This is a genomic window from Geobacter hydrogenophilus (assembly GCF_018501225.1).
Lineage (GTDB): Bacteria > Desulfobacterota > Desulfuromonadia > Geobacterales > Geobacteraceae > Geobacter > Geobacter hydrogenophilus.
The window spans coordinates 66,793-83,902 of record NZ_JAHCZI010000013.1 but is presented as its reverse complement, the minus strand read 5'-3'; the positions used below and the strand labels follow the sequence as shown (position 1 = coordinate 83,902).

Annotated in this window: 16 protein-coding genes; all 16 read left to right on the top strand. The window is 53.2% G+C overall.

Annotated features, from left to right (window positions below; all coding sequences use genetic code 11):
• Nucleotides 1–667: 667 nt before the first annotated feature.
• The 16 genes from KI811_RS18695 (at nucleotide 668) to KI811_RS16035 (ending at nucleotide 17,079) form a co-directional block, all read left to right on the top strand.
• On the top strand, nucleotides 668–952 hold the full coding sequence (locus KI811_RS18695; protein ID WP_281876291.1) for an ArsR/SmtB family transcription factor: 285 nt from the start codon (nucleotides 668–670) through the stop codon (nucleotides 950–952).
• 94 nt (nucleotides 953–1,046) lie between these two features.
• Nucleotides 1,047–1,445: a DUF302 domain-containing protein gene (locus KI811_RS16105; RefSeq protein ID WP_214187499.1), complete on the top strand. Its 399-nt coding sequence runs from the start codon at nucleotides 1,047–1,049 to the stop codon at nucleotides 1,443–1,445.
• Between the two features lie 140 nt (nucleotides 1,446–1,585).
• The gene (locus tag KI811_RS16100; RefSeq protein WP_214187498.1) at nucleotides 1,586–3,637 is read left to right on the top strand and encodes a heavy metal translocating P-type ATPase; all 2,052 of its coding nucleotides are present in this window, start codon (nucleotides 1,586–1,588) and stop codon (nucleotides 3,635–3,637) included.
• A gap of 167 nt (nucleotides 3,638–3,804) precedes the next feature.
• On the top strand, nucleotides 3,805–4,179 hold the full coding sequence (locus KI811_RS16095) for a hypothetical protein (RefSeq protein ID WP_214187497.1): 375 nt from the start codon (nucleotides 3,805–3,807) through the stop codon (nucleotides 4,177–4,179).
• A 123-nt stretch (nucleotides 4,180–4,302) separates the two neighbouring features.
• Nucleotides 4,303–6,297, top strand: coding sequence for a ferrous iron transport protein B (gene feoB / locus KI811_RS16090; protein WP_214187496.1), 1,995 nt, complete (start codon nucleotides 4,303–4,305; stop codon nucleotides 6,295–6,297).
• Nucleotides 6,298–6,333: 36 nt separating this feature from the next.
• Complete coding sequence (locus KI811_RS16085; RefSeq protein ID WP_214187495.1) at nucleotides 6,334–6,996, top strand: metal-dependent transcriptional regulator; 663 nt, start codon at nucleotides 6,334–6,336, stop codon at nucleotides 6,994–6,996.
• Complete coding sequence (locus KI811_RS16080; protein ID WP_214187494.1) at nucleotides 6,980–8,269, top strand: N-acetylmuramoyl-L-alanine amidase; 1,290 nt, start codon at nucleotides 6,980–6,982, stop codon at nucleotides 8,267–8,269. Before KI811_RS16085 ends, KI811_RS16080 begins: the two co-directional genes overlap by 17 nt.
• 199 nt (nucleotides 8,270–8,468) lie before the next feature.
• Complete coding sequence (locus KI811_RS16075; protein WP_214187493.1) at nucleotides 8,469–9,041, top strand: hypothetical protein; 573 nt, start codon at nucleotides 8,469–8,471, stop codon at nucleotides 9,039–9,041.
• 170 nt (nucleotides 9,042–9,211) lie between these two features.
• The gene (locus KI811_RS16070) at nucleotides 9,212–9,580 is read left to right on the top strand and encodes a hypothetical protein (protein WP_214187492.1); all 369 of its coding nucleotides are present in this window, start codon (nucleotides 9,212–9,214) and stop codon (nucleotides 9,578–9,580) included.
• Between the two features lie 121 nt (nucleotides 9,581–9,701).
• Nucleotides 9,702–11,003, top strand: a complete 1,302-nt coding sequence (locus KI811_RS16065) for a TolC family protein (RefSeq protein WP_214187491.1) — start codon at nucleotides 9,702–9,704, stop codon at nucleotides 11,001–11,003.
• Nucleotides 11,000–12,256, top strand: a complete 1,257-nt coding sequence (locus KI811_RS16060; protein WP_214187490.1) for an efflux RND transporter periplasmic adaptor subunit — start codon at nucleotides 11,000–11,002, stop codon at nucleotides 12,254–12,256. Before KI811_RS16065 ends, KI811_RS16060 begins: the two co-directional genes overlap by 4 nt.
• 14 nt (nucleotides 12,257–12,270) lie before the next feature.
• Nucleotides 12,271–15,375, top strand: coding sequence for an efflux RND transporter permease subunit (locus KI811_RS16055; protein WP_214187489.1), 3,105 nt, complete (start codon nucleotides 12,271–12,273; stop codon nucleotides 15,373–15,375).
• Between the two features lie 30 nt (nucleotides 15,376–15,405).
• Nucleotides 15,406–15,747: a P-II family nitrogen regulator gene (locus tag KI811_RS16050; protein WP_214187488.1), complete on the top strand. Its 342-nt coding sequence runs from the start codon at nucleotides 15,406–15,408 to the stop codon at nucleotides 15,745–15,747.
• A 61-nt stretch (nucleotides 15,748–15,808) separates the two neighbouring features.
• Complete coding sequence (locus tag KI811_RS16045) at nucleotides 15,809–16,393, top strand: hypothetical protein (protein ID WP_214187487.1); 585 nt, start codon at nucleotides 15,809–15,811, stop codon at nucleotides 16,391–16,393.
• An 18-nt stretch (nucleotides 16,394–16,411) separates the two neighbouring features.
• The gene (locus KI811_RS16040; RefSeq protein ID WP_214187486.1) at nucleotides 16,412–16,624 is read left to right on the top strand and encodes a hypothetical protein; all 213 of its coding nucleotides are present in this window, start codon (nucleotides 16,412–16,414) and stop codon (nucleotides 16,622–16,624) included.
• 179 nt (nucleotides 16,625–16,803) lie between these two features.
• Entirely contained in the window at nucleotides 16,804–17,079 is a 276-nt protein-coding gene (locus KI811_RS16035) for a hypothetical protein (protein ID WP_214187485.1), read from the top strand.
• Nucleotides 17,080–17,110 lie beyond the last annotated feature (31 nt).

The window sequence follows — 17,110 nt, the reverse complement described above, 5'->3', positions numbered from 1 at the left end:
GGAGAGAACAGAGTGTCTCCCAATCGGGATGTGGTGAAAGTATCCGCCGCTTACAAGGCTTGTCGCGGATGTCGAGCAACAAAAAACCCACTCCAGCTATGCCGGAACGGGTCATAATTTTTGCGGGAATTATGTGTGCTCCAGAAATTGGATGCACTACTGCTAGGATTTACGTCGTTTTACCCAAACGACTGCTCGGTTGGCAAATATGCCTCCGAATCTCATCCGGACAGGGGCAACAGCAGCCTGATCTATCCGGGAATTTCATCCCTGCCGGGGCGATTCTTCCTCGGGCTTTCCGAAGAAGTTTGTCCGGAAGCACTATGGCTTGCGGAGTCTCTTTCTCTGAAAGAGTCTAAAATATGTTAAATATTTAGCAGTGTTAGGATTGTATGTCAACCGGAAATGGTTCCGGGATTGTCGTTGAAACAGAGGGAGTCATGATGCAACAAAATGAGAATCCTCGATCCAGGCGATTACCTGTGTCCTCTCAAAATGGTCTTGCTGTCAATCATGCTTGACAGGTTGTTTGCGAGACGACTATTTTGTTAATTGAACAGTTGCTCAACCTTTGAGGTGAATAATGTCTGAACGTGCTGTCTGCTCAATCAACCTGATTGGCGAAAAAAGGGTCGCTACCGTTAGAAATGTCATACCGCCTTAAGAGATACTTGTAAGGTCGGCTGAAACTTTTCGAGTTCTCGGCGACCCGACACGGGTCAGGATACTGCAGGCCCTCTGCTTGGAAGAACTCTGCGTTTGCGACATCGCCTGCCTGTTGGGTGCTACTAAATCGGCAGTATCCCATCAACTGCGGCTGCTTCGTTCCCTGCGGGTGGTAAAATTCAGGAAGGTTGGTCGTGTCGTCTACTACTCGCTAGACGACAGTCATGTGAGGAATCTACTTCGAGAAGGGCTTAACCATATAGTGTCACAAGGGGACGCTCCATGATCCGAAGGAGCGGCGCTACCCAATGTGACTTCCCTCCGCAAGTCAATAGGGTGTACTGAACTGAGTCAAATCGTGTGGGGAAAGGAGATTACAAATGGACCTGAAAACACCGTATGCCTTTGGAAAAACCGTGGACATGCCGTATGCCGAAGCTGAACGGAAGGTGCGCGAAGAATTGGCTAAGGAGGGTTTCGGAGTGCTCACCGAAATCGACGTCAGGAAAAAGTTTGCGGAGAAGCTCCAGAAAGAGTTCCGCGACTACATCATCCTTGGCGCCTGTAACCCGCCGCTGGCTTATGAAGCCTTGGGGAGGGAAGCGGATCTGGGTACGCTTCTCCCCTGCAACGTAGTGGTCTACACCAGAGATGACGGCAAGACTGCGGTTATGGTTATGGACCCTGTAGCAGTGCTTTCCATGATCGGTAATCCGCAGATAACAGAAGTTGCAAAACAGGTTGCTGAAAAGATGCAACGGGTTCTTGCCGCGTTGTAACGTGTCATTGAGCGTGACACAACTTGCATGAAGTCACACCAATAATCCAATATTCAAACAGAGGATACATTATGAATAGGCAACAAGAGCTCTTTGAGCTTCCTATCAAGGGAATGGATTGACTTGATTGCGCCCGGCACGTGGAGCGTGCCGTAAGATCGGTCCACGGGGTTGTAGAGGTTACTCTTCTCCTCTCGTCCCGTAAGGCTTCCATTGCCTACGACCCGGCAAAGACCTCTCCTGACTTGATTCGCAGGGCCGTGGAAGTAGCAGGATATGCGATAGAGTCGACGGAAAACGAGTCGCAGTCTGTTTCCCCACTTGCCGGCTTCAGTCGTCGAATCATTACCTTCTTTGGCATTGTCTTCGGCGCGGTGCTCTTTGTGGCAGTCATCGGGGAGTGGCTCGGGCTTTTTGAATCGCTCACCAAAAGAGTGCCGTGGCCTTTCTGGCTCGTCTTTGTGGTAGTCGGCGGCTGGCCGGTCCTTTCCGAAGTTGTGAGGGCTGGCCTGAGAAGGAGGGTTACGTCCCACACCCTGATGACGGTCGGTATGTTGGCGGCAATGGCAGTTGGGGAGTGGGCCGCTGCTGTGATCGTAGTTTTCTTCATGCGGGTCGGTGAATTTGTGGAGAGCTTCACCGCTGAGCAGGCCCGCCGTGCCGTGAAGAATCTGACCGCCATGGCTCCGCAGACGGCGCGGGTGGAGCGTGACGGTACCGAAATTGAAGTGCCGGTTGCGGATGTGCGGGTGGGCGAGACGATATTAGTCCGGCCGGGTGAGAAGATCCCGGTGGACGGGGTAGTCGTCAGCGGGCAGGCGACGGTGGACCAGGCGACCATCACCGGGGAATCGATCCCGGTGGAGGCCGGACCGGGTACCAAGGTTTTCGCTGCGACCATCGCCAGCTTGGGAAGCCTGAGGGTCCGTGCCCAGAAGGTTGGCGAGGACACCACCTTTGGCCGAGTGGTGAAGCTCGTGGAGGAGGCGGAGGCCAATCGGGGGGACGTGCAGCGTTTCGCCGACCGGTTCTCCGGGTACTACCTCCCCGTGGTCATGTCAGTCGCCCTTTTCACGTATATCCTCAGCCGTAATCCGTTGGCCACGGCGGCAGTCCTGGTGGTGGTCTGTTCTTGCTCTTTCGCCCTTGCTACTCCGCTCGCCATGATTGCCTCTATCGGCGCCGGTGCACGACGGGGCCTCCTCATCAAAGGAGGAAAATACCTGGAGGCGCTCAACCGCGCCGATGTGCTTCTTCTCGACAAGACTGGAACTCTCACCTTGGGTCGGCCTGAGGTCACTGAAATTATCCCGTTTACGGGGTTTTCCTCTGATGAAGTGCTGGCGCTGGCCGCTTCTGCGGAGCGTTACTCAGAGCATCCTCTGGCCTGTGCGGTGCGGGATGCAGCAAAGGTGCGCAACCTGCCTTTCGGCGACCCGGAAGACTTTGAGTCCGTTCCAGGTATCGGTGTCCGGGCATGGGTAAATGATCGACTTGTCGCGGTCGGCAGTCGCAGAATAATTTTAGAGTCTGACTCGCTCTCATCATTGCCCGATCTGGAAGCCCAAGGGAAAACGACACTGTATGTAGTCTGCGACGGAAAGCCTGCGGGTGTGCTGGCCGCTGCCGACACGCTCCGTCCCGAAGTACCGGCGGCCATTACCGAAATGCGAAGACTGGGGATGCAGCGGATCGAGCTTCTAACCGGTGACAACAAGCGTACGGCAGCTTCCGTGGCGGAGGGATTGGGGCTTTACTACCGCGCCAACCTTCTTCCGGAGGATAAGATTGCCATTGTGAAGGAATACCAGACAAAAGGGCACGTTGTCGTCATGGTGGGTGACGGAGTCAACGATGCTCCGGCTTTGGCCCAAGCTGATGTCGGCATTGCCATGGGGGCGGCCGGGAGCGATATTTCTATTGAGGCAGCCCATGTCGCACTGATGCGGGAGGATTGGACCCTGGTGCCGGAACTTTTCAGGATCGCCCGCCGGACCATGGGGGTTGTGCGGTTGAACCTCGTCTTCACTGCCTGTTATAATGTGGCGGGGTTGTCGCTAGCAGCCTCGGGCCTGTTACCTCTTACCCTTGCTGCCGCTCTTCAGTCACTCCCCGATCTGGGGATTTTGGCCAACTCATCGCGCTTGTTGCGGGTGCGAGGAAATTGTGCCTTTGTCGAAAAAGGCAGGTAAGACTCAGCTTCTAATTTTTGCATTGACTTGCATCGCTCATTAAGTTAATAATGAAAACCATATTCAATAAGTGAATGACAGCTTGTAACCAATCCCTGCAAAATTGATGGGTACCTACACCGTTTCTGATATCAATCTAACCTGATTTTTAAGAAAAAGAGCAGTTCATGAGTTTTTCATTTTACCACAGATTTGTCGCCCTTGTCATGCTTCTGGTGATGCTCACCTTGGCGACGACAGGTTTTTGCCAGGAAAGCGGTGAAGGTGAAAATTCCTCGGCCAAATCGGTGAAAGCCGTACATTCCACTATCACTACCCTGATGTCCGCAAAAACGAGCCGTGCTTTTCCTGACCAGAATTCTGACGACGGCAACCGCTGTGACGCTTGTCGATATTGCGCCTGTCATGCACCGTTGATCTCTCAGCCGGTGCATGTAGCCAGCCCCACTTCACAGGTACATATCATTACTTCTTCAGAACCTTTAGAAGCCCTCCCCGAAGTTTATCTATCCATATTTATTCCCCCCCAAAACATCGTCTGATTCATCTTTAGCATCTTATACGGCGATAGGTGACACGATCCGTGGCTTAGGTCGCAGTAACTTGTGTCTGAAAATGAATATCAATATCTCTACTTTATAAAACAAGCTTAATTTGGAGGAAGAATGAGTAAGCAAAGTAGCTGCGGCTGTCATGCCGGAGAATCATGTGAAAAGACTGGACTCAGAAGCATCGTAATGGTCGGTAACCCTAACGTTGGGAAGAGCGCCCTGTTCAATCGGCTGACAGGCTCCTATGTCACAGTGTCCAACTATCCTGGAACTACGGTCGAGGTCTCGCAAGGCAAATGCAAGATCGACGGTGAGGAGTTTTTCGTCGAAGATACGCCTGGCATGTACTCACTTCTGCCGATTACTGAAGAAGAACGTGTAAGCCGGGATATCCTGTTCGCCGGCAAAGCCGATGTCGTCCTGTGTGTGGTCGACGCCAAGAACCTCAAACGCATGCTTACGCTTACTTTACAGTTGGTAGAGGCATCCCTCCCGGTCATTCTTGTGCTCAACATGATGGATGAGGCCAACCGGTTGGGTATCCAGATCGACGAGGGCGAGTTAGAGAAGAGGCTGGGTATTCCTGTGGTGGGTATTTCCGCACTTTCAGGCAAAGGCGTAGACATACTGAAAAGTCGGATACGGTCCTACCACCGTCAGGAGACAACTGCCGAGGTTTTTTATGGTGATGCGGTCGAGGGGGCCGTCAATGCTTTGGCTCCGCTCATGCCCGCAGAAGCAGGATTGTCACAAAGAGCGCTTGCTCTTCTGTTTATCCAAAATGATTCCAATATCGCAGCACTGGTTCGTTCGACGGAGGTAAGTTCTCCAGATTTCCTCGAAAGTACCCTTGCTGAGTTGGACAAGAAACTGACCGAGCCGGTAAGCTACACAGTCCCTATGATGCAGCACAATACCGCTGAAGACATTTGCAATGAGGCCTTTAATCCTCCAGCTGAAAGGAAACGCTCCTTTGCACAGCGTCTTAGTGACTGGACCATGGAACCGTTGACCGGTATCCCCATTCTTCTGATCGTCCTCTACTACGGCTTGTACAAGTTTGTCGGCGAGTTCGGAGCCGGCACTATCGTCGGTTTTTTAGAGGAGGATATATTTGGGAAATACCTTAGTCCGTGGATTAATGACACGCTCAACGCTTATGTGCCCTGGATTCCATTACGGGAATTGATAGGCATGCAGTACGGCATAGTTACCCTCGGCATACGCTACGCTATCGCCATCATCCTGCCCATCGTCGGCACCTTTTTCATTGCCTTCTCCATCATCGAGGATACCGGTTACCTGCCCAGACTAGCAATGATGGTCGATAGAATTTTCAAAAAGATCGGTCTGAATGGAAGGGCGGTCATTCCAATGACTCTCGGGTTCGGTTGCGACACCATGGCTACAATGGTCACTCGCACCCTGGAGACAAAGCGTGAAAGGATCATCGCTACTCTGTTGCTGGCCTTGGCCATCCCGTGTAGCGCACAACTCGGTGTCGTTCTCGGTATGGTGGCGAATAACCGTGCAGCCATGGGTGTTTGGGCCGCATTCATGATCGGGATATTTCTGCTTGTCGGCTTTCTCACCGCCCGGCTCATGCCTGGCGACCGCCCCAATTTTTACATGGAGGTGCCGCCACTACGGATGCCGAGGCCCGGAGCGGTTTTCATCAAGACCTACACCCGTATGCAGTGGTACTTCATGGAGATCCTGCCGATGTTCATCCTGGCCAGCGTAATGATCTGGCTTGGCAACATTACTGACACCTTCAAGGTGGTCGTCTCGTGGCTGACGCCGGTCATGAACTGGATCGGCCTGCCCAAAGAGGCCGCGGTGGCCTTTCTGTTTGGCTTCTTTCGAAGGGATTACGGCGCTGCCGGGCTCTACGATCTCCAGAAGGCCGGCGCCCTTAGTGGCAATCAACTGGCAGTGGCAGTTATCACACTGACCCTCTTTGTTCCATGCATTGCTCAGTTTCTGATGATGAAGAAGGAGCGCGGCCTCAAGATGGCCTGCACGATGGCGCTGTTCATCTTCCCCTTCGCCTTTCTGGTCGGAGGGCTGGTGAATGTCCTGCTGAAACTGACCGGAATTCAGCTTTGAGATTCGTGAGCCAAGATAACTAATCCAGGAGATACTATGAAAACGAACGAGCGCATTGAAGAGACTTTGGAGAAACTTTGGGAACAACTGGAAGAAAACACAGGCGGGAATATATCGCCGGAGATACTTGACCCGGAACAGAACGCTTTCCTTGACACTCTGGTGGAAAAAGGGCTTGTTGAAATATTCCAAGGCGGTATCCGGTTTACCAAAACAGGGCGGGAGGAGGCTCGACTGGCAATCCGCAGACATCGTCTATCTGAGCGTCTTTTCCACGACATCATCGAAACGAACCAAGATGATATGGAAGAAGCCGCATGCCAGATGGAACATGTGGTCAAGAAGGAGATCGAAGAAGAGATTTGCCGACTGCTCGGGCATCCAGAAACTTGTCCCCATGGTAAGCCGATTCCAGCCGGCGCGTGCTGTCAAAAAGCGCGGTTAAGCGGCGACAAGTTTGTGGCTCCTCTGGCTTCATTGAAAAGAGGAGAAAAAGGTGTAATCGCCTATATCAAGGCGGGAGACTCTAAAAAACTCCAGAAACTCATGGCCATGGGCATACTGCCGGGCAACCCTATTACCCTGACCCACGCCTTTCCCTCTTTCGTATTTACTGTCGGTTACAGCCAGTACGCCGTGGACAGGGATATGGCTGACGCCATTTACGTGAAGAGGGGTGTGCATGATCACGTTAAATGAAGCTGGTGAGCCATTGCTGGCACGCCGGATTTTTGTCAAGAATATCGGCTTGTTTCTGGCATCAATGCTGTTTCCGCGCGGTGCCTTTGCCGCGAAGAGTCAAAAAGCTAAAAGCACCAAAGGCGGGTTAATAAATCTCTCCGGACCGGCCTATGTGACAGAGATCCGGCACTGGTCAAGCCCAGCCTACAGCCGTATCTCCGTCACCCTTGACCGTGAAACCCGATACGAGCACCGTCTGTTGAAACAGGATCGTGAAACGGCCATTTCTCACAGTATCTGCATTGATATTAAAGATGCAGGGCTGTCTGAGTGGCTTAATGATATTCCGGCCGGTGGCGGTCTCCTGAAGTCTGCCAGAATTAGCAAGCTTAATGGTAATCTGGTCCGTCTGATAATTGATGTAGAGAGCATCAAAGATTTCCAGGTATTTTCGTTTTACGACCCATTTCGCATCATTTTAGATATACATGGCGAGCGGCGTACCGAGATTTCGAAGCACGAGGAAAGTATTCAAAACCGGCCTCCTGCTGCCGATGAGAAAAAGCCGGAACCGGGGAAGGATAAATCGAGCCAAACGAAGTTAAAGCCTGGCAAAATCCGGAGGATCGTAATCGACCCGGGCCACGGCGGCAAAGACCCCGGGGCGGTTGGTGTCAAAGGCGTTATGGAGAAAGATGTTGCGCTTGCCATAGGTACGAAGTTAGCAGACAAGATCAGACAAGAGCTTGGCATCAATGTGGTGATGACCCGTACATCAGATGTTTTCATTCCTTTGCAGGAGAGGACCTCCATCGCCAATAAAGTGGGGGCGGATCTCTTCGTTTCGATACACGCCAATGCATCCCCCAACCGTAATACCGCAGGGATCGAGTCTTACTATCTGAATCTGGCAAAGACGGAAAAGGCGGCGCAGCTTGCAGCCAATGAGAACGGCACCTCACTTGAGAAGGTCAGCCTTCTTCAGGCGATCCTGTTTGACCTGATGGCCAATTACAAGCTCAACGACTCTGCCCATCTGGCTGATGAGGTACAGAAGGCGCTTTACAAGAGGGTCAGCAGTAAATTTCATGGGTCCAGAAATCTTGGCGTCAAGCAAGGGCCTTTTTTTGTTCTTGTGGGAGCGACTATGCCGAGTATCCTCGTAGAAACCGCCTTTCTGAGCAACGAAATGGAGGAAGCACGGCTGGCTGATCCTCAATATCAAGATGCCACGGCGGAAGGGATTTTGAAAGGTATTGGAAGCTATATTACGGGCTTGAGGCGTGATTAACCACTCTGTGGGTGAATACAGTATACTCTATAACAGACTATAACCTCATGTGCTGATGTTAAATTTAACTGCTAACATGTTGAAATAAAACTGAATTGTACTGAAACGATTTTGGCGAGAAAGTGGGTCTTCAAAGTCCTGACCACTTGCAGTCGAAATTCTAAAGATAAGGAATTTGCATCCGAAAAGTAATTGCTGTATGGGTGAACTTATTTTGGCTGGAGGCCGCATGAGGTTTTGGCTGATAATATTGTTGCTGACGGTTCCGGCAGTTTGTTCCCTGGCGTCTACCGGCAGCTTGGAACGTCATCAGGTCAGCCCGCAGGATCTGCACCAAGAAGCTTTTGAGCCACTCCCCGGGTTCAATGCCGCCTTGATTGTCACTCCTGGTGATGAGTTTGATAAGATATTGAACATGCCACCGGATAACAGAACTGACTTTACCAGAGTTGACACCCTAAGGATCGGCGAACAGGCTGAACTCCATGTCATATTTACAAATCCACTTGTAGATGAGAATAATTTTGCTGATGTGACATTCGATGTACAAATCATCAAACCTGGAAATATAATAAAGAAATATCCCGGACTGGAAGGAATTACGGGTAAACTTCAGAGATCAAGCAGCAACGCTTATTTGGCAAAAGCCTTCATGCGTCTTAAAGCCGACAATTCAGAACCAGTAGGCGAATGGAAGATTCTCGTGACCATTCATGACAATAAGCGCAGCACTTCGATTTCTGATTCGGTAATGATCACTTTGGTGAGATGAAATATTACTTGTCAGAGGATACTTGACCGCGTCATATCAGAGGGTTTTTACGTTCTCTGGAGCACGCAATGATGAGTTTTCTCCCATCCAGCAGCTGTTTGCCTGGCTGGCCGGAATAATGCTTCTTGACATTCGCCACAGTAATTGTTTATTTTTACGATAATAAATTTATGCGCAAACTCATCCCTCTAAAATTCGTATCACAACTGCTGCTCCTGATCATGTTTATCGTAACGGTACATGGTGTTCACGAGAGCGCACACGCCATGCAGGGTCATGTCATGGCATCGAGCGATTCAGCCATCAGCCATGGGGAATTTTCTGCACCCCATAAGTGCCCCTGCACTCCGCCTGATGAGCATAAGGACTACGATGGCTGCGACACCTGCATCAACTGCGCATGCCATGCTCCTCTGGCTGTTCAGCAACTGGTGGTGCACTACAATCCAATCATTTTGAGTTTAGGTTTTTCCGATCCGTACCAATATCTACCCGAAGTCTATCTTTCCAAGTTTATCCCCCCTCAAATCCACGCTTAAACATCTGTGACGGGAGCAGTTTGTCCTGATTCCAAGGGACAACTGCATCCGAGTTGTCCGTCGTGGTACGTCCGCACCTTTTTGAATCGTTGTAACAAAACTGAATATGGAGGTTATTTCATTGGGAACAACTGTATCTGGAAGAAGAGCACGCCTGCTAGTGCCGGGAATTTTGTGCCTGCTTGCATCGGTGCCAGCCCTGGCAGCAGAGACACAACAGTTGGCGTTGCCGCAGGTGATCGAAAGTTCACTGCACAATAACGGTGATCTAAAAGCGTTCCGTGAGGAGAAAGGAATTCGCGATGCTGGCAAAACCCGGGCGGGACTACTGCCCAACCCGACTCTGGACCTGGAGGGTGGAACTGGGACCCTGACCGGCAGCAGTGCCGAAAACAATCTGGCGATTGGAATTTCTCAGGAATTTTTGTTGGCAGGCAAGCGTGACAAGCGCCTGACTGTCGCCGAGAGGGAACTTGAAGCTTATCGCTGGCAGCTGGCTGACCGGGAGCGGACACTGGCTGAAGAAGTGAAGACGGCATTCTATGATGCCATGCTTGCCGAGCAGCGGCTCAAGCTGACGGATCGTTCCATTGAGCTTAACCGGCAGTTGCTTGAGGTCACCAAGGACCGTCTGGCCGCCGGTGACATTCCCGAGCTGGAAATGAATCTGGCCAAGGTTGAGTTGACCCGCAGTGAAGGAACCCGGATCGAGGTCGAACGGGCGCTGCTGCAAACAAGAGCGAAACTGTTCACCTTCATGGGGCTCCCTTCCGGTGAAGCACCGGCAATTACCGGAAACTTGGATAACGGCTTCTCTCTCAACAAGAGTATGGTCGATCTGAAGCAGCTGGCGCTCGGAAAACGTCCGGACCTGAAAGCCCTGGAGGCGGAGAAGTCGAGGGGCGACGCGGAGATCGTCCTGGCACAATCCGAAGCTATTCCGAATCTCACCGCCGGCCTGGCGTTCAGGCGTGAAGCGACTGCCATAGAAGTGAGCAGCGCCGAACACAAAGATACGGATTATCTAATTGGCGTAAAGCTGTCGATGCCGATTCCGCTTTTCGACAGGAATCAGGCCGGCATCCAGGAGGCGCGGGCCAAACGGAGCAGCACCGAAAGCCGTCTGACAGCCGCCACCAGGAATGTAGAACGGGACGTAGAAACAACCTATATCAGCGTTCAGAATGCCGAAAAGGTGCTATCGCTCTATAAGTCAAACATCATTCCCCAGCTTGAGGAAAACCTGAAACTGACCCAGGAGGCCTACCGTCTGGGTGAGGTCGGGATTCTCTCTGTCATCCAGGAACAGAAGAAATTCTTCGAAGTCAGCGACGGCTATCTGACGGCGCTCCATGCCCGGCAACTGGCACTCGTAAAACTCGAATCAGCAGTGGCGACAGACATCAACGGAGGTGCGCAGTGAACAAGAAAGCAATCATCATCGGACTCATTCTGGCCCTGGCCCTGGGGGGCGGCGTCGCCTACCGGCTGACCCATTCCACCACCGGCGGGGGAGAAAAAGCCGAGCATAAAGAGTCCGGCCATAAGGACGAAAAAGGCGGCCACGACGAAGGCAAGGAAAAGAAGGAAGGGCATGAAGGCCACGACGAACACGGCGAGGAGAAACTCGTCAAGATGACCGTCGAAGTGCAGAAGCAGAGCGGCGTGGTTGTGGCCCCGGCCAAGAAGCAGCGCCTGGCCGGCGTCATCAGCGCCACCGGCAAGGTAGAGGCCAATGCCGACAAAATTGCCCATGTGTCGCCGCGCATCTCCGGGAAAGTTGTCACCGTCAAGTCCTCCCTGGGGGACAGCGTCGCCGCCGGTCAGGTACTGGTGACCCTCGACAGCGTCGAACTGGGAGAGTCCCTCAACCGTTACCATCAGTCAAAGACCAAGTTCACCCTGGCCCAGTCCAACATGGACCGGGTCAAGGCCCTAGTTGACAAGAAAATAGCGGCCCGTAAGGAGATCCTCCAGGCCGAAACCGACTACAAAACCGCCCAGACCGAACTGCATACCGACGAAGAACGCCTCTCCCTGTACGGAGTATCGGTTGCCGATCTGCAAGGGGACAATCACAAGAAGCCGATCCTGCCGGTACGCTCCCCTATTAGTGGCATCATCACCGAGAAACATGCCATCGTCGGCGAGCTCTCCGACCCCGCCAAGAGCCTCTATACCGTGGCCGACCTTTCATCGGTCTGGGTATTGGTGGACATCCATGAAAAAGACCTGGCCAAGGTACGCCGGGGACAGGCGGCAACTGTCATCGTCGGCGCCTTTCCCGATCAGAAGTTCCGCGGTCGGATAACCTATCTCGCCGACCTGGTTGATGAGGCTACCCGCACGGTCAAAGCGCGGGTCGAAGTACCCAATCCGGGCCGCAAGCTGAAACCGGAGATGTTCGCCACCGTTGAGTTGGCCATTGCGGCCGATTCGCCAACCGTGCTGGCGGTGCCTGAAGAGGCCGTACTGGAACTGGACGGCAAGAAGGTGATCTTTGTCGCTGAAAAGGAGACCGAGTTCGAACCGAGGGTCGTAGAGCTGGGAAGGACTGTGGGCGGCATGGTGGAAGTGGTTTCCGGCCTCAAGGAAGGTGAACGCTATGCCACCAAGGGCGCTTTCACCCTGAAGTCGGAACTGAAGAAGGAAGAACTAGAGGACGACGAACACTGAGGAGATAACCACCCATGCTAGAAAAACTCATCGCATATACCTTGAAGCAGAAAGGGATGGTCATCTTCGCTGCGCTGGTGATCGTTGTTTTCGGCTTCTACTCGTACACCAAATTGCCGATTGACGCCTTCCCGGATGTAACCAACATCCAGGTGGAAGTGGTCAGCCACGCCGATGGCCTGTCGGCGGTCGAAATCGAACGGAATGTCACCTACCCGATAGAAATGTCCATGCGCGGCCTGCCGGACATCGAGCAGCTCCGCTCCGTGACCAAGTTCGGCCTCTCCATTGTCACCATCGTCTTCAAGGACAATGTGGATATCTACTTCGCCCGGCAGCTGGTTTTCGAACGGCTGGCCGAGGCGCGGGAGAAGGTGCCGAAGGGTGTTCAGGTCGCCATGGGGCCCATCGGCACCGCCATGGGGGAGATCTACCAGTACACCTTGGAAGGGAAGGTGCCCCAGGACCCGGAACAGAAACGGGCCTATCTGACCAACCTGCGCACCATGCAGGAATGGGTCATCACTCCCCAGTTGAAGAGCGTCGCCGGGGTGAACGAGATCAACTCCTTCGGCGGCTATTTCAAGCAGTACCAAGTGCTCGTCTCGCCGGAGAAGCTGGTCAAATACGGGGTCACCGTGGACGATGTGTATAACGCCATCGGCAGCAACAACAGCAACGTCGGCGGCAATATCCTGGAACGGGGCACGGACCAGTACATCGTGCGCGGCGTCGGCCTGATACAGAGTATCAGTGATATCGAGAATATCGTCCTGAAATCCACCGGAGGCACACCCACGTATCTGCGTGACGTGGCGCAAGTCAAAGTAGGCGAGGCGGTTCGCATGGGGGCCGCCATCAAAAACGGTGCCGACGAGGCGGTTGGCGGCATTGTTATGATGCTGCGGGGCGAGAACAGCCGCGACGTAGTGCGCCGGGTGGCGGCCAAGGTCAAGGAGATCAACGAAAGCAACATGCTGCCGGATGGGGTCAAGATGGTTCCCTATTACGACCGGAGCGATATCGTCAAGGCCAGTGTCGGCACGGTCAACAAGGCGCTGATCGAAGGCTCCATCCTGGTGCTGATCGTGCTCTACCTGCTGTTGAACAGCATTCGCGGCAGTATCGTCGTGCTGCTGGCGCTGCCGCTGTCGCTCCTGGCTACCTTCATCGTCATGAAACTGACCGGGATTACCGCCAATCTCATGTCCCTTGGCGGCCTGGCCATCTCCATCGGCATGATCATCGACACCACCATCATCCAGGTGGAAAACGTCCAGCGGCATCTGAGCGAGGAGGGGCATCTGCACCCCAAGCTCGCTACGGTGCTCAAGGCGGTCATGGAGGTGCGCAAGCCGAGCATCTTCGGTGAACTGATAATCGCCCTCACCTTCATCCCGATCCTGACCCTGGAAGGGATCGAAGGGAAGATGTTCGGCCCGCTAGCCATCACCGTAGCCATCGCCTTGCTTTCCTCTCTGCTCCTTTCCATCTTTATCATCCCAGTGCTCTGCAGCCTGTTTCTCAAACCGGAGGAGGAAAAAGACAGCAGGATCATGGCCTATGCCAAGAGCCAGTATCTGCCGATGCTGGAGTATGCGCTGAACAAGAAAAAGGTTGTCCTCGGCATTGCTGGCGGGTTGCTGGTGGTCTCATTGTTCCTGGTGACCAGGCTGGGATCGGAGTTTATCCCGATTATGGATGAAGGCTCATTTGATATGGATATCTCCATGCTTCCCGGTGTTTCCCTGGCCAAATCGCAGGAGGTGAACCAGCAGGCTGCCGCCAAATTGAAGACGTTCGACGAACTGGATGTGGTTATCGGTCGCATCGGCCAGACCGGCGTCGCCCTCGACACCCGTGGCGTGGACAAAACCGGCTACGTGGGCGTGTTCAAGCCGAAGAGCGAATGGAAGCGGGATATCTCCAAGGAAGAGTTGACCAACGAGATGCGTGAGGCGCTGGAGACCATCCCGGGGATCAGCTTCGGCTTCAGCCAGCCGATCCAGTGCCGCATCGACGAACTGGTGGCCGGCACACGAGCCCAATTGATCGTCAAGCTGTTCGGCGAAGACCTTGACGTACTGCGGGACAAGTCGGCGGAAATAGCCAAGGTGCTTTCCACTGTCAGGGGTGGGACCGATCTGAACACGGAAAAGGTCTCGGGCCAGCCCTACCTGACCGTCACCATCGACCGGGCCAAAATTGCCCGCTACGGCCTCAATATCAGCGACGTGCAGAATGTCATCGAGATAGCGGTGGCAGGCAAGGCGGCTTCCACTTTCTATGAGGTAAACCGGGGCTTCGACATCACGGTCCGGCTGCCAGAGGAGAAGCGGAACTCCATTGAGACCATCAAGAACCTGCTAATCACCACCAAAACAGGGATGAACATTCCGCTGGAACAGCTGGCCGAAGTGAAGATGGTAGAGGGACCGGTGCAGATCAGCCGTCAGGACGGCGTGCGGAGGATCGGCATCGAGATGAACGTCACCGGCCGGGATATGGGGAGTTTTGTGGCCGAGGCGAAAGCAAAGATCAAGGAACAGGTCAAACTTCCCCCCGGGTATTATCTCACATGGGGCGGCCAGTTCGAAAACCAGCAACGGGCCATGAACAAGCTGATGATCATCGGCCCGGTAGCCATCGGTCTGATCCTCTTGCTGCTCTACGTCACCTTCCGCTCCATTCGCCTGGCGCTGCTGGTGATTTCCAACCTGCCATTCGCGCTCATCGGCGGCATCTTTTCGCTCTTCCTCTCCGGTCAGTATCTTTCGGTCCCGGCGTCGGTCGGATTTATCGTCCTCTTTGGGGTGGCGGTGCTGAACGGACTGGTACTGGTGTCCCGCATCGCGCAGCTCAGGGATGAAGGGATGGAACTCGGTGAGGCGATCCGCAAAGGGGCCGTTGACCGGTTGCGACCGGTGCTGATGACAGCATCCATCGCCATCTTCAGCCTGATGCCGATGCTGCTGGCACAGGGCACCGGGTCGGAGATCCAGAAGCCGCTGGCAACGGTCGTTGTGGGTGGCTTGATTACCTCGACCCTGCTGACTCTGTTGATCATCCCGGCGGTGTACGGCTGGTTTGAGAATCGGAAAATTGAAGAAGAGATGTAGGTTTTGAATAAACTTCGAAAGGAGAATGCGATGAAAGAGATAAAAGCAATCATTCGGCCAGGGAAATTACGGGATGTCGCCGAGGAACTTCACGCCATTGATGGCATGCCCGGCGTGACGGTTTCGGAAATCAAGGGATTCGGCAAAGGTAAAGCAAGGAACGCCACGGACAAGATTCTCTATGAAATGGTGGAGTTCATCCCTCGTGTCAAGCTGGAGCTCGTTGTTACTGATGACATGGTGGATGAAGTCGTCAACGTGATTCAGAAGTATGCCCATACCGGCAACACGGGTGACGGGAAGATATTCATATCCACAATCGACGACGTAGTGAAGATCAGGACGAATGAACGGGGCAATGACGCAGTTTAACTATGTACAGTCCCGGCGAAAGGCCCTGGGCGACAATCAACACCGTGAAAGGAGTTGGATTATGAAGAAATTATGCCTTTTGATACTAGCAATTTCGTTGTTAAGCGGTTGTGCGGAAAGCTCGGCGTTGATCAAGGCAAACAGCACCAGCTTACGCACCGATGTATTTGAGGAGTTGACGAACGGTGCGACTGCGCCGCAAGGGTATGTTGACGTGCGCGTAACAGCCACTTTCAAGACACACAAACCTGGCATTTATTCCGCAAAGGATATTCATGGAACGCCAGATTATAAGCTGCTGTTGAATATCGACGGTCAAGCCGTGCTGCTACAAGGAAGTTTGCAGAAGGAAAACAACGAGCTGATGAAACTGGTGGACCCGGAAGCTGGCGACGGTATCAGGTACCGCTTCAGCAAGAATCTCCGTCTGAAGGCCGGTATCCACAAGATAGTCGTTGCGCTTCCCGACGACGAAGTTGCCATTGCGAGGGAAATTACCCTCAATGAGGGAGATCGCAACAGCCTGGTGGTAGAGCCAATATACAGTACGAAGCCGGGGAAGCGGCGTCCGGGAATGTATAGCACTACCAGTTTTACCGAAGGTATCAGATCGCTGAGAGTAATGTTGAATGGCAAGGAAGTTTAGACCACTTGGAGGGGCCGAATGGATGCTACTACGGGGTCAGGAAACGTTGGAAAGCGTAGGCGGCTCACCATGGCAGAGTTGGCAGAGATCCTTGACGATGTCGCTGAGAGGTTGAAAAGCAAAACCGTATGCTCTCTTGCTCCACTCGCTGAAGAGAGGGCAGCAGAAAAGATTCACCAGGCAAAGCCCAAGAAATACTTCTCGAAAGCAGCCGCACTTGGAGCGCCGTAAAAAATACTTGCGCTGGTGGCTTTAAATCCCGAACGGGGGACACAACGGCTGAAAAAATCACTTGCAGATCAAGGAATATCTTTGAGCCGTCAGTCTATTCACAAGATTCTGCTTAAATACAACCTCAACCGTCCTGCCATGCGGAAAGCGTGGCAGGCTACACAAAAGGAGACTAACCCATGAAGAAAATCATCGTGTCTGTTTGTGCTGTCGCTCTCGCATTGGCTGCTATTCCGGCATTTGCTTCTGTGCCACCAGAGGGGAAAGACGACTGCCTCCTGTATGGCAAGAACTGCCCGAACGTGCTTGATAGCTTGCCGGAACGGATAGCAAAATTGAATAAGGAAATTGCAAAAGGTGAAAAGGTCTACACGTCTGAAGAATTGAACAAACTCAAGCGTAAGCTGAAACAGGACAACGAGACGATGAGGGCATTGCAGAAACCGGGGAAATAACCAGTAAAATCGTAGATTCAGTTCCAGTCCT

What these genes read in the sequence shown, in the direction of transcription:
- KI811_RS16085 (WP_214187495.1), top strand. Translation starts at nt 6,334, where the DNA reads ATGAAAACGAACGAGCGCATTGAAGAGACTTTGGAGAAACTTTGGGAA.
- KI811_RS16055 (WP_214187489.1), top strand. Translation starts at nt 12,271, where the DNA reads ATGCTAGAAAAACTCATCGCATATACCTTGAAGCAGAAAGGGATGGTC.
- KI811_RS16070 (WP_214187492.1), top strand. Translation starts at nt 9,212, where the DNA reads ATGCGCAAACTCATCCCTCTAAAATTCGTATCACAACTGCTGCTCCTG.
- KI811_RS16105 (WP_214187499.1), top strand. Translation starts at nt 1,047, where the DNA reads ATGGACCTGAAAACACCGTATGCCTTTGGAAAAACCGTGGACATGCCG.
- KI811_RS16095 (WP_214187497.1), top strand. Translation starts at nt 3,805, where the DNA reads ATGAGTTTTTCATTTTACCACAGATTTGTCGCCCTTGTCATGCTTCTG.
- feoB (WP_214187496.1), top strand. Translation starts at nt 4,303, where the DNA reads ATGAGTAAGCAAAGTAGCTGCGGCTGTCATGCCGGAGAATCATGTGAA.
- KI811_RS16050 (WP_214187488.1), top strand. Translation starts at nt 15,406, where the DNA reads ATGAAAGAGATAAAAGCAATCATTCGGCCAGGGAAATTACGGGATGTC.
- KI811_RS16080 (WP_214187494.1), top strand. Translation starts at nt 6,980, where the DNA reads ATGATCACGTTAAATGAAGCTGGTGAGCCATTGCTGGCACGCCGGATT.
- KI811_RS16075 (WP_214187493.1), top strand. Translation starts at nt 8,469, where the DNA reads ATGGGTGAACTTATTTTGGCTGGAGGCCGCATGAGGTTTTGGCTGATA.
- KI811_RS16035 (WP_214187485.1), top strand. Translation starts at nt 16,804, where the DNA reads ATGAAGAAAATCATCGTGTCTGTTTGTGCTGTCGCTCTCGCATTGGCT.
- KI811_RS16045 (WP_214187487.1), top strand. Translation starts at nt 15,809, where the DNA reads ATGAAGAAATTATGCCTTTTGATACTAGCAATTTCGTTGTTAAGCGGT.
- KI811_RS16040 (WP_214187486.1), top strand. Translation starts at nt 16,412, where the DNA reads ATGGATGCTACTACGGGGTCAGGAAACGTTGGAAAGCGTAGGCGGCTC.